The organism is Halovivax cerinus (assembly GCF_024498195.1).
In the GTDB taxonomy this organism is placed as follows: domain Archaea; phylum Halobacteriota; class Halobacteria; order Halobacteriales; family Natrialbaceae; genus Halovivax; species Halovivax cerinus.
Map to the genome: position 1 here is coordinate 737,413 of NZ_CP101824.1, position 12,355 is coordinate 749,767.

8 protein-coding genes are annotated in these 12,355 nt (G+C 68.3%); 4 read left to right on the forward strand and 4 right to left on the reverse strand.

Annotated elements, in window-relative coordinates; all coding sequences use genetic code 11:
* Window positions 1-55: 55 nt before the first annotated feature.
* Window positions 56-1,363: a hypothetical protein gene (locus NO366_RS03495; protein ID WP_256532934.1), complete on the reverse strand. Its 1,308-nt coding sequence runs from the start codon at window positions 1,361-1,363 to the stop codon at window positions 56-58.
* 293 nt (window positions 1,364-1,656) lie between these two features.
* Between NO366_RS03495 and NO366_RS03500 the strand changes: the two genes are divergently transcribed.
* From NO366_RS03500 to NO366_RS03515, 4 genes are all read left to right on the forward strand, one after another.
* Window positions 1,657-2,400, forward strand: coding sequence for a DNA polymerase sliding clamp (locus NO366_RS03500; protein ID WP_256532935.1), 744 nt, complete (start codon window positions 1,657-1,659; stop codon window positions 2,398-2,400).
* Between the two features lie 357 nt (window positions 2,401-2,757).
* Window positions 2,758-6,576: a S8 family serine peptidase gene (locus tag NO366_RS03505; protein ID WP_256532936.1), complete on the forward strand. Its 3,819-nt coding sequence runs from the start codon at window positions 2,758-2,760 to the stop codon at window positions 6,574-6,576.
* 64 nt (window positions 6,577-6,640) lie between these two features.
* Window positions 6,641-7,828, forward strand: coding sequence for a CARDB domain-containing protein (locus NO366_RS03510; protein WP_256532937.1), 1,188 nt, complete (start codon window positions 6,641-6,643; stop codon window positions 7,826-7,828).
* Between the two features lie 204 nt (window positions 7,829-8,032).
* Window positions 8,033-9,040 (forward strand): AAA family ATPase, encoded by a 1,008-nt coding sequence (locus tag NO366_RS03515; protein WP_256532938.1) that lies wholly within the window; start codon window positions 8,033-8,035, stop codon window positions 9,038-9,040.
* A gap of 210 nt (window positions 9,041-9,250) precedes the next feature.
* Here the strand turns inward: NO366_RS03515 and NO366_RS03520 are convergent, their stop codons facing one another.
* Genes NO366_RS03520 through NO366_RS03530 form a run of 3 tightly spaced genes read right to left on the reverse strand, consistent with a single transcriptional unit; the run spans window position 9,251 to window position 12,326 of the window.
* Entirely contained in the window at window positions 9,251-10,243 is a 993-nt protein-coding gene (locus NO366_RS03520) for a DUF7982 domain-containing protein (RefSeq protein WP_256532939.1), read from the reverse strand.
* Window positions 10,240-10,800: a DUF8163 family membrane protein gene (locus NO366_RS03525; RefSeq protein WP_256532940.1), complete on the reverse strand. Its 561-nt coding sequence runs from the start codon at window positions 10,798-10,800 to the stop codon at window positions 10,240-10,242. The genes NO366_RS03520 and NO366_RS03525 overlap by 4 nt, the downstream gene beginning before the upstream one ends.
* Entirely contained in the window at window positions 10,797-12,326 is a 1,530-nt protein-coding gene (locus NO366_RS03530) for a DUF58 domain-containing protein (protein ID WP_256532941.1), read from the reverse strand. The genes NO366_RS03525 and NO366_RS03530 overlap by 4 nt, the downstream gene beginning before the upstream one ends.
* Window positions 12,327-12,355: the final 29 nt, after the last annotated feature.

The window sequence follows — 12,355 nt, forward strand, 5'->3', positions numbered from 1 at the left end:
CGGGCCGGCTACCTGAGGGTTGGGCCGAACGTGATTGCTCGATACGTGACGGTCTTCATCGTCGCTGTTCGAAGAGCGACAGGACGATCCACGCGTAGCCGAGCGATCCGACGACGACGAGTCCGGCGCCCGCGGTCCGAACGAACCCGGGATCGAGCACGTCTACCGGAGACCAGGGATCGATCGTGCCCAGCCCGACGCCGATCGCCTCGATGGCGAACCCGGCCGCGAGGGCCGCGATGACGACCGTCGCGCCGCGGTCCCCGACGCCGGGTGCCTCGCCGATCGCAGGCGGGTAGAACTGGAAGCTGACGCCGACGATCGTCAGGCCGAGAAACCCGCCGAGGGCGAGTCGATAGTGGGCGGCCGCGAGCGTCGGGTCGAGGCCGTGGACGCCCATCCCCCAGCCGAGCGCGACGACGGCGAGCCCGAAGACGGCACCCACAGCGATGGCTGGAAAGCCCACACGGCGGCGATCGCTGGTGACGACGAGTTCGAGGACGACGACGGCGTACGCGGCGATCGCTGCGGCGAGCAGTGTCGCGCCGGCGGTGAAGAGGGTGCCGCCGTAGAAGTCGACGGCGAGGAAGAACGGTGCGACGGCACCTGTCGCCAGTGCAACGACGACCAGCGACGTGCGCGGCGTTCCGACGAGAAATCGCGGGAGGAGTCGGAAGCCGACGCCGAAGAGCATGAGGGTGGCCGCGCCGGCGGCGAGGACGTGCGAGGCCGCAGGTCCAGTCGGCACGAGGGTCACCGCGACGGGGTCAGACGAGAGCGGGCCGAGGTCGAGCACGAGCGGAGCCGGACGGACGTCGAACGCGTCGAGGACCGGCAGGAGGCTCCCCCAGACGAGGTAGAGAGCCACGAGCGGGACGACGGCGTTCGCTGCACGGTCGACCCGGCGTCGGTGCTGGTTCGCCCCTGCCGTTCCCGTCTCCGCGCCGGTGAGGTTGTCCCGAAGGCTCCAGCCGAGGCTGGCGACGAAGACGCAGACGCCGGCGAGCCAGGCGGCGGCGCCGACCGCGAGTAGTTGGTCCGCCGGGACGACAGCCGTCGAGAGCAAGCCAGACAGCGGATCGCCGGGAGTCAGTCGGCCGCCGAAGAGTCCGACGACGCCCACGACCGCGAGCGGGAGGTGGACCAGCGGCGCCCGCGGAAAGCGCAATTGCCTGTCGAAGTACGAGGGGACGAGCGCGTAGGCCTTCCCGAAGATCACGGCGAAGACGAAGCCGTGGAGGCCGAGAACGGTCGCAGCCGAGCGGCTGGTACCGGCCAGGACGGCTGCGTTGAACGCGACGAACCAGCAGACACCGACGGCGACGAACGCCCGCGAGCCGCGGGTCGTCGCACTCGCGCTCACGGTCGCTCACCCCCGTATTCGTTGGCCACAGATGGTGCAACTCGCCGCCGAGGCGTCGGTCGCGTCGTCATTCCGTGTGGGTTCACAGGCCGCCCCGTTGAATCTACCCCCGAATCGGGTCGCTCCGGCTCGGCGGGAGCGCGACCCCCGTCGGTCCGTATCGCCTCGACGGCGACGCCCGTCGGCCCGGAGAGAGTCCGCCGATGGTCGGCGGCCGCCCCGCGGTCGGGGACGTCGACCACCCGCGCGAGAACGCAGGGCTTTTTATGTGGACCCTCCGTATCCCGACGCATATGTTCAAGGCCATCGTGAGTGCGGAAACGCTCTCGAGCGCGCTGGATTCGGTGAGCGTGCTGGTCGAGGAGTGCAAGATACACCTGGAGGAAGACGGCCTCCGGATCCGGGCGGTCGATCCCGCCAACGTGGGGATGGTCGATCTCTCGCTCGAGGCCGACGCGTTCGAGTCCTACGAGGCCGACGGCGGCCTCATCGGCGTCGACCTCTCTCGTCTCGAAGACATCGCCGGCATGGCCGAATCCGGCCAGCTCGTCCAGCTCGAACTCGACGAGGAGACCCGCAAGCTCCACGCCCAGATCGAGGGGCTCGAGTACACCCTCGCGCTGATCGATCCCGACTCCATCCGCCAGGAGCCGGACATCCCGGACCTCGACCTGCCCGCTCGCGTCGTCCTCGAAGGGAAAGACGTCAACCGCGCAGTCACCGCCGCGGACATGGTCTCCGACCACATCGCACTCGGCGTCGACGAGGCCGAGGAGTACTTCTACGTCGACGCCGAGGGCGACACCGACGACGTCCACTTAGAACTCACCGCCGACGAACTCATCGACCTCGAGGTCGGCTCCGCACACTCACTGTTCAGCCTCGACTACCTCAAAGACATGAACAAGGCCATCCCCCGTGACGCCGAAGTCGCCGCCGACCTCGGCGAGGAGTTCCCCATCAAGATGTACTTCGGCTTCGCGGAAGGGCAGGGCCAGGTCACCTACATGCTCGCGCCGCGCATCCAGAGCGACTGACGAGAGCGACCGATTCTGCGACCGTTTCCCGCACGTACCGCGTCTTTTCGAGATGGCCTGACGGCTCTCCGCGCCAGTTCGACCGCGTCGTACCCGAATTTATCAGACAACTAACGTACCGTTCGTCGAACCGTGCCGAGTTGGGTGTGTGGGTCATTCCCCTAACGACTAGAATCGCTCTTCGGTTTAACAAACCGGACTAAACGCACTATCAATTGGGAAGATATAAGATGGATACTCTTTCTTCTATGTGTGGTTGTCTCTATGACAAACAGACGCACGATATCAACCGTGTTCGTCGGTATCGTGGCACTCGCGATGCTTCTATCGCCGGTTGCCATGGCCGCGGGGGGACCGATGGACGCGACGAATCCGTCTGAATCGGGGGAGAACGCGGTCGAACTCGCCGACGAGGACGTCGCAGTACAGACACAGACCGGGACCGACGTCACGGTCGCGTCAGAACTCGAATCGAACGCGGGCGGCGGCGAGACGGTCGAGGTATTCGTCCGTTTCGACGCGGCGACGTCGGAGAACTTCGCGACCGCCACGGATGGCGCGGCGCCGACGGGCGACTCGAAAGTCGCCCTGAAGCGTGAGGCCGAACTCGCGCAAGCCGGGTTCGACAAACTCGCCGCCGATTCCGACGCCGTCTCGGTGATAAACGACTTCTGGATCACGAACGCCAAGCTCGTCGAGGTCGACACCTCACAGGTGTCACTCGACAGCCTCACGACGGTCGACGGCGTGACGGCGCTCCACCCAAACTACGCCGTCGAACAGGTCGACCCGGAGCCGGTTCAGACCGACGCCGTCGAACCGGCCGACCACGGCGTGTCCACCTACGGTCTCCAGCAGGTGAACGCGCCGGCGGCCTGGGAGGCGTTCGACGCGACCGGGCAGGGCGTCGACGTGGCCGTCATCGACACGGGGATCCACGCCGACCACCAGGAGTTCGACGACTACAACGAGTCGAACTGGGCGGCCTTCGACTTCGAAGGCAATCAGCGCGACGTGGGACCGCACGACGACAATGGCCACGGGACGCACGTCGCGGGGACGATTCTCGGCGGGAACGAGAGCGGCGTCCACATCGGCGTCGCACCCGACGCGAACCTGTACGCGATCAACGTCTTCCCCGACCCGAACGGCGGGACGACGCTCGCCGCTATCGTCGCAGGGATGCAACACGCCGTCGAGGAGGACACCGACCTCATCAGTATGAGCCTCGGTGGCGGCGGCTACGCCGGCGTCTACGTCGACGTGGTACAGAACGCACAGGCGGCAGGCACCCACGTCGTCGCCTCGTCCGGCAACGACGGACCGAACGCCGAAGGAACGCCCGGGAACGTCTACAACGTGACGGCCGTCGGGGCGACGGACGCGACCGGCGCCGTCGCCGGCTTCTCGACGGGGACCGAGATCAACACGTCCGAGGAGTGGGGCTTCATCGCGCCGGAGTCCTGGCCGGACGAGTACGTCACGCCCGACGTCGCCGCTCCAGGCGTGGACGTGTACAGCAGCGTTCCGGGTGGCACGGACACCTACTCCGGCGCGTACTCGGGAACCAGCATGGCCGCGCCGCACGTGAGCGGCGTGATGGCGCTCGTGCTGTCGGCCCAGGAGCAGGATCCGACGCCGAACGAGCTGAAGGACACCATCGAGGAGACGGCGACGAAGCCGGCTCCCGACGCACTGAGTCCGGCGGTGCTCGACCAGGCCGGGCAGATCTCACAGGCGCAGATCGTCAATCTACACGACGACACCGTGGCGGACGCCCGGTACGGGTACGGGATCGTCGACGCGTACTCGGCGATCACGGCGCTAAACGCCAGCAGCAACCAGCTGACGGTGGACGTCCAGGACCCGGACGGTAACCCCGTCGTCGATAGCGGTCAATTGGTCAACGACGGCACCGCGGCGAGCGTCACGCTCGACGACGCGAGCCGAACCGAGTACGCGGCCGACGGAACTGCGACGTTCGACGTGGCCAAGGACACCGTCGAGGTGACGGCCGCCGACGCGTTCGGGTACGTCTCGAACAACGCGACCGTTACCCTTTCGGGGGACACGACGGAGACGATCCAGCTCGACCGTCGCGTCGACCTGCAGGCGCTCCAACCGCTCCCGTCGGAGCTGAACGCGACGGATGGCGCGACGCTTTCGGCCGACGTGGCGCACCTGGAGAACTACACGGTCTCGCTCGGGCCGAACGCCGACGTCGCCGAGGAGAACGTCACGCTCACTCTGAGCGCGGGCACGTACGGCCCGACCGAGATTCAGCTCGGCCAGACGATCGACGTCACCGAGCAAACGCCGAACGGACAGACCGGCGAATTCGCGCTGAACGTGACCGTCGACGGCGCCGTCGGCGAGGTCGTCGAACTCGAACACACGTTCGAAGGGCACAACGAATCGGCGACGGTCTCGGTCGGATCGACCGAACTCGTCGAGGACGCCGGAGCCCTCGCCGACCTCCAGATCTCTGAACACGACCCGCTCACGGAGGCCCTGCCGGGCAGCCAGATGCGGACGAACGACATCACGGTTCACAACCCGGCCGACGAGGCCCAGAACGGGACCGTTGTCTGGAACTTGGAGCCGCTCGGCGCCTTCACGGAATCCGTGTCGCTCGGACCCGGTGAGAGCGAGACGTTCAACATCTCGCTGCACCTCGGAACCGTGCCGGCGCCGTGGAGCTACGAGTACGGGGTCGGTGACACGGCCCAGCAAGCGCTTATCCTCGAAGACGAGCGCGGAAACGTAGACGACACCGACGTCTGGGGGACCGAAATCGTCGGCGGGGATCTCTCCGGGCAGGTGACGGACACCGACGGCGAGGCCCTCGGCGGCATCACCGTCACCGCGACGGACGGATTCAACACCGTCGAGACGACGACGAACAGTTCCGGTCACTACCAGCTCGTCGCGCCCGCTCCCGGCGAGTGGACGGTGACGGCACAATCCGGGAGTTACGGACCCGCGACGTCGACGGTGACGATCGATCAGAACATGACGCCGGTCACCCACGACGTCGCGGTCGGCTCGACGCCGACGTTCGACCTCCAGATGGCGGCCGACGAGTCGTTCGCGCTCGGCATCCCGGCTGACGTGAAGGGCGGGACCGTCGGCGACGTCGTCGAGACCGACGCTGCGAAAATCTGGGCGTTCGACACCGAAACCGACGGCTGGTCGCTGGTCAACTCCAGCTACGAGATCGGCGCGCTCGACGCGATCGTCGTGAGCACGAACGCCAGAACTAACGTTTCCATCACCTTTGCCGGCACGCCCGGCGAAGACGGGATGGCGACGCCCGGTTCGAAGCCGATCGACGAGGGCTGGAACTTCGTCGCGCCCGCCGAGTTCGACACGCCGAGCGATGCGTTCACGTCCTCGGCGTCGATCGAGAGCGTAATGGGGATTCAGGAACCCGCGCAGTCGCCGATGCTACCGGACGGCGGTTTCCAGGGCGTCGAGACGATGAACACCGCGGACAACGTCAGTCCGTTCGGCGGCTACTTCGTCTTCGCCGCCGACGACGGCGAACTGGGTGCGAACACGTACGAGGGAATGACGCTCGACTCCGCGTACGCGAACCTCGGTGTGAGCACGTCGGCGATCGAAGGGCAGGTCACCAGCGCGGTGACCGACGATCCCATCGAAGGCGCGACGGTCTCCATCGCCGGGACCACGCTCTCGGCGACGACCGACGAGACGGGGCAGTACACCCTTCCGTCGGTGCCGAACACGCTCGACCAGGACCTCGTCGTCGACGCACCCGACTACGACCGGACGACGGTCGCCGACGCGTCGGGCCCGACCGACGTGACGCTCCAGGACGAGGTCTACTTCAACGTCACCGACTTCACGCTCACGTCCGGTACCGACTACGAGATCGGCAACAGCACCGTCGAACTCAGCTACACGATCCGTAACGACGGCTCGCAGACCGCACAGCAGGTCGTCTCGAGCGAGTTCGGCGTCGACGTCGAGAACGCCCGGATCAACGAAAGCACGTGGCAACTCAACGCGACGATGTTCACGCTCGACCCGGGCGAGTCGATCACCGTCTCCGTGACGGAGCCGGTCGGCGAGTTCGTGACGACCGACGCTTCGCACGTGGGCGTCTTCACCGCCGACGATCACGAGATTCGCGAGGTCACGGTCACGGAGTGACCGTCGCGACGCTCACTACCACGTTACAATCCATGACACGAAACGCAATCGAGGTGTTCGCCGCGTGAGCGGAAGACGGCGCCTGCTGGCGCTCGCCCTGACGGCAGCGATGGTGCTGTCGGTCGTCGGCGTCGCAGCGGCGCCGGCGCTCGCCCAGAGTGATCCTGAGCTACCGGGGGCAACGTACTACGGAACGGTCCAGATCGACGGCGAACCGGCACCGGTCGGAACGCACGTCGCGGCGTACGTCGACGGGGTGAAGCAGGACGCTCTCACGATCGAAGAGGCAGGCATCTACGGCGGGCCAGGGGGTGGTGACGGACAACTTGTGGTCGGCGCCGAAGCCGGAGACGAAGTCCAGTTCTTCGTCAACGGCGAACCGGTCGACACGGATCCGTCACCCGTCGTGTGGGAGTCCGCCGATTCCGAGCAGGTCAATCTAACCGGGACGGACGTCGGCCAGCCGAACGTTACCGTCGAGATCGATCCGGAGGCGTCGGTCACGACGGTCGAACCGAACGGGACGGCGGCCGTCCTCGCGACGGTGGAAAACACTGGCGACGGCGAGGCGCTCGACCGGACGATCTCGTTCGGCGTCGAAGGCGACCGGCAGGACGCGACGACCGTCTCGCTGTCGCCCGGCGAGAGCCGGGACGTCCAGTTCAACGCGACGTTCGCGGAGACGGGCGAGTACGAGGCCACCGTCGACACGATCGACGCGACCGCGTCGGTGACCATCTCCGTCGAGGAGGGCACCGGCGGCGGTCCCGGACTGCCACCACCACCGCCGGACGACGGCGACACCGGCGAGCCGGACGTGACCGTGACTAACGCGACGCTCAGTGAGACCGAGATCGCACCCGGCGACTCGGTGTCGATCGTCGTGACGCTCCAGAACGACGCCGACGACCGCGCGTTCGCCACCCTCCCGATCACCGTCGACGGGACAGAGGTCGCGACGGAGACCGTCACCGTCGAGGGCGGCGCCGAGACGGAGGTGACGTTCACGCGGTCGTTCGACGAGCCGGGCGAGTACGCGATCGCCGTCGACGGCGTCGACGCCGGGACGGTCACCGTCGCCCCGGACGACGATAGCGACACCGGTGGCGGTGACGATTCCGGCGACGACGGATCGGCAGACGACAGTGACGACGGATCGGGCGGCGGAGACGGCGTCCCCGGCTTCGGGCCGGTGGCGGCCGCGCTCGCACTGCTCGCCGCAGTCGGGGTCGCTCGACTCCGAGTCGCGTAATCGACTCGCGCACGACCCGCGGTTTTCACTATTTTCCCCGCCGACAGGCGAGACGACGCCGACCGCTTCGGGTCCCGGTCGCGTTGCCGACCCGTCGGACGCGAGTCACGACCTGACGTCTCGATTCCGATACTCTCTAGCAGTATCAAATCGTCTCGGTGGTAATACCAGCACTTAACATCGGACGAAACGAAGGGCCGCCAGATGAGCGACGTAGTCACCCCCACCGGCGACGGCGTCGACCCGTCGACGCTCTTCGACGCGATCCGGTCCGAGACGAATCGGGTGCTGGTGGGTTCGGACGACCAGCTCGAGTACCTGACGATCGCGCTCCTGATCCGCGGGCACGTCCTGATCGAGGGCGTGCCGGGCGTGGCCAAGACCACGATGGCGACGCTGTTCGCCCGCGCGAGCGGGATGGAGTCGACGCGGATCCAGCTCACGCCCGACCTCCTGCCGGCCGACCTCACGGGGACCCAGATCTACCGCGAGGCGACCGGCGAGTTCGAACTCCGGCGCGGGCCGATCTTCTCGAACCTCGTCGTCGCCGACGAGATCAATCGCGCGACGCCGAAGACCCAGTCCGCGCTGCTGGAGGCGATGGGGGAGCGCCACGTCACGATCGACGGCGAGACGCTGTCGCTGCCGTCCCCGTTCATGGTCGTCGCGACCCAGAACCCGATCGAGATGGAGGGCGTCTTCGCCCTTCCGGAGGCCCAGCGCGACCGGTTTACGTTCAAGCTGACCGTGGACCTTCCGGCGCGCGACGACGAACGAGCGATCCTCGACCGGTTCGAGTCCGACCCCACGCTCGGACCGGAGTCGGTCGATCCGGTCGTGTTCCCGGCGGCGATTCGGGTCGCCCGCAAGTCCGTCGCGTCGGTCCACGTCTCCGACCCGATCCGAGAGTACGTGCTCGACCTGGTTGCGGCGAGTCGCGACCACCCGGACGTCGCCCACGGTGCCTCGCCCCGGGCGACGCTCGCCTTCGTCGAGGGGGCCAAAGCGCGCGCGGCGCTCTACGGTCGCGGCTACGTCATCCCGGACGACGTGAAGGCCCTCGCCCAGCCCATCCTCGTCCACCGGCTCGTCCTCGCGACCGACGCGACGCTCTCGTCTACGAGTCGCGAGGACGTCGTCGAGGACATCGTGACCGACGTCCAGCCGCCAGGCGCCGACCCAGACGAACTCTCGGGACCGGCGCCACACTGATCGCCCGACCGAATCGGCCGTAGTTGCTGGAGTCGTCCCGACGACGGCTACCGGACGAATCCGCCGCACCCGCGATCCGATCTCGATTCGGTCGGCGCTCGATTCCGATACCTCCGTCCGGTTGCTGGTCGATTTCGGTCCGCTCGGTTCCGGCCGATCCCGTATCACCCGGGATACGGTCACGTTCGGTCTGCCCGGTACTCGATCCGGTCAGTGCTCGGCCCTCTCCGACGCTCCGGACGCGGCCGTCTCCGTCGCATCGGACGCGGCCGACTCGGACGGGGCCTCCCACCAGCAGGTGACCAGCCAGTCGGCCCGATCGTCGGCCGGGTAGACCGTGAGTCGGACGGGACGATCGAGATCCATCGCGAGACCGACGGCGAACAGCGAGGGGATGGGGTGATCGAACCGATCGATCGGGCCGAACGCCGGCTCCGACACGGCGGCCGTGATCCGGTTCTCGTCGGCGTCGACGGTCACCCGATCGGCGAGTTCGAACTGCTCGACGACGGCCTCTGCGAGTACGGCGGCGAGTGCTCCGGGGCCGGTGGGGTCGGCCGTGGACCCGTCTCGAAACGTCGCGTAGAGTCCAGCCCCCGTCGGTTCGAGCAGAAGGCCCCGTCGATCGTCGGCGGTGACGATCGGTCCGGTCTCGTCGACAGGGGTGTCGTTGCTGGTGCGCTGCGGGACGAACACGCGCGGGCCGATCCCGGCGACCCCCGGGAGGTAGCGCGGTTCGGCTCGCAGGCCGAGTTCGTCGATCAAGGCCGCGTGATTGGCGGCGAGGGCACCGTACACCCGTTCGCCGACCGACGCCGCGACGAAGCGTTCCGACGTCAGAACGGCGGTGAGGAGGCCGCCGAAGAGGCCGATCGCGCCGAGGATCAGGAGAACGTCGCGCGCGGCCGGTGCGACGACGCCCCCGGCGACCGCCACCAGGCCGACGGTACCCAGCCCGAAGGCGGTCTTTCGATACCGGGACCGTCGCGCGGCGGCGTACTTCTCGCGCAGGCGAGCGTTCTCGTCGGCGAGGACGTCGACCTGTGCGGCGAGCGCCTCGGAATCGAGACGAACACCGTCCGGATCGGCCGATCGTGTCGAGCCGGCGGTGTCGCCAGAGTCGTCGGCGCCGGCGCCGGACGACCGCTCGGTTCCGTGTCGGTTCTGGGATCGCTCGCGCCGGGAGGGATCGTGCTGGCTCATGGGTCGGAGTGAGTCGTCGAGTCGAGGTGGGTCGTCGATTCGGTGTCGGGTGATCGCGGGGGCTCCGGTGCTGTGTGGCGTCCGTATCGGACCACCTGCGTGCGGTGACAGACGTACCCGATCGTCGCCAGGACGAGACCGCCTGCGAGGGCGCCGTGCCAGCGCCCGCCGTGTGAGAGTACTAGCCACGCGGCACCGCCGCTCGCGACCAGCGCGCCCGCGGCCGCAGCGAGCGCTCGGCGGGGCGACGGTCCCCGGAGGAGGGACAGTCCCAGGAGGGCGACGAAACCGCTCTCGACGGTCAGGATCTCGAGGGAGTCGAGCGTCGCCGGGAGGAGCGGGACGAGGACGACGTGCCCTGCAGCGAGAGCGTACGGCGCGCCGCGAAGGAGCCACGCGGTGGCCGATGTCGCCACGGCCGCGAGACCGATCGGGCCGACGACGGTCACGAGCGCCACCGCCTGGATCACGAGGGCGAGAGCGATCGGCACCGAACTCGCCACGCGTCGGACCACGTCGCGACCGGCGCGGCGTAGCGTCGGGCGGGAGGGAGTCACGCGCGATCACCTCCGGCCGCCAGAATCGCATCCAGTCGGTCCGCGGGCCCGACCTCGAGGGCGGTGACGTCGGGCTGGCTCGCCAGCGCCCGACGGAACCGTTCGAAGTCGAGGTACCGGTCGTACGCGCGATCGAGTCGATCGAATCCGGTGGCGTCGTACAGGACGGCCGGCGCTATCGCAACGAGGACCCCGTCACCGCGGGTGCGTGCGTTGGTAACCGTCTCCTGGAGCTCCGCTCTGTGCGTGTCGTCGGTCAGGACGACGGTCCAGAGGTGGCCCGATTCGCGGACCAACGTCTCCTCGACGGCGGCGAACAGCGGCGCGTCGGTCACCCGTTCGACGTACGCCATCCGGTCGGTGTAGAACGGCTGCAGGGTCCGGTCGAAGGTGCTGTCTCCGTCCAGGGAGCCGCTCGCCGATCGTGCGGACGCCGACGCCATCGAGAGCGAGGCACCGACGCTGCCATCGTGATGACTCGCCGCGGCGGAGACGGGTCCCGTCGTGGTGGTCGCCGGGGATCGACCCGTCGTGGACGAACCGTCCGACGCGGCGATGTCGAGCAACGTTCCACGGACGCGGTCGTTCGCCGCGCCCGGCTGAATCCGTGATTCGACGCCACCGTCACCGACGACGACGAGTCCGAGCGGGTCGCCGTGGCGCCGCGCACTGGCGGCGATGGCGAGCGCCACGGACGAGAGGTCGGCCAGCGGTGTCTGCGCCGGCGGTCCGATCGACAGAGACGGACGCGTATCGACGACGAGTACAGTGCGGCGGTCGGTCTCGGCCTCGTACTCCCGGACGTACGGGGTTGCCAGCCTCGCGGTTGCCTTCCAGTCGATCCTGGCCGCCGCGTCGCCGGACACGTACTCGCGCAACTCGGCCGCTTCGAGTCCGTCACCCCGTCGTCCCTCCCGTCTCGTCCCGACCGCCGTGGCGAACCGATCACCGCCTTCGCCGACGTGAATCGACCGAGGACGTCGAGCGTCCACGGTGACCGTCGGTCGATCGCCGATCGCGAGGGTTCCCACGAACCAGCCGTCGTCGACGGTGACCGTCGCCGGCTCGAACGTGTGCCGTCCGGGGACCGGCCACTCGACCGTCGTCGACACCGTCCGCTCGGTGACCGACGGATCGAGGTGGGCGGTGAGGGGGTCGGCGGTGACGGCGGCCGTCGGCACGCCGGCCGCGACCGAGATGGTCACCGGGTGAGCCACTGGAGGGCCGACGTCGGTCGCAGTATCGTCGGCGTCGGGTTGCTGAGCGTCGTCTTCACGCATCGTCGCGGTCAGGAACAACCGATCAGTCTCGCCCGCATGGGCGCTCGTCCGGGTCGGAAACTGCGTGACGGTGAGATCCGAGGCCACGGCATCGAGTCCGTCGACGAAGGCGAACTGGCGTCCGACGAGCCAGCTCCCGACCAGACAGGCGCCGAGTATCGGGAGGGTGACGTCGAGGAGGGCCCCGTAGGCCGCCGTACAGACGGCGAGGGCGACGACCGCCACCGATCGACGCGCGAGTTCCATGTCCGTTCGCTACACGACCGATGTGTTGA

Excerpts from the sequence above, each read along its gene's own strand:
- NO366_RS03500 (WP_256532935.1), top strand. The coding sequence starts at position 1,657 with ATGTTCAAGGCCATCGTGAGTGCGGAAACGCTCTCGAGCGCGCTGGAT.
- NO366_RS03520 (WP_256532939.1), bottom strand. The coding sequence starts at position 10,243 with ATGAGCCAGCACGATCCCTCCCGGCGCGAGCGATCCCAGAACCGACAC.
- NO366_RS03505 (WP_256532936.1), top strand. The coding sequence starts at position 2,758 with ATGGACGCGACGAATCCGTCTGAATCGGGGGAGAACGCGGTCGAACTC.
- NO366_RS03515 (WP_256532938.1), top strand. The coding sequence starts at position 8,033 with ATGAGCGACGTAGTCACCCCCACCGGCGACGGCGTCGACCCGTCGACG.
- NO366_RS03530 (WP_256532941.1), bottom strand. The coding sequence starts at position 12,326 with ATGGAACTCGCGCGTCGATCGGTGGCGGTCGTCGCCCTCGCCGTCTGT.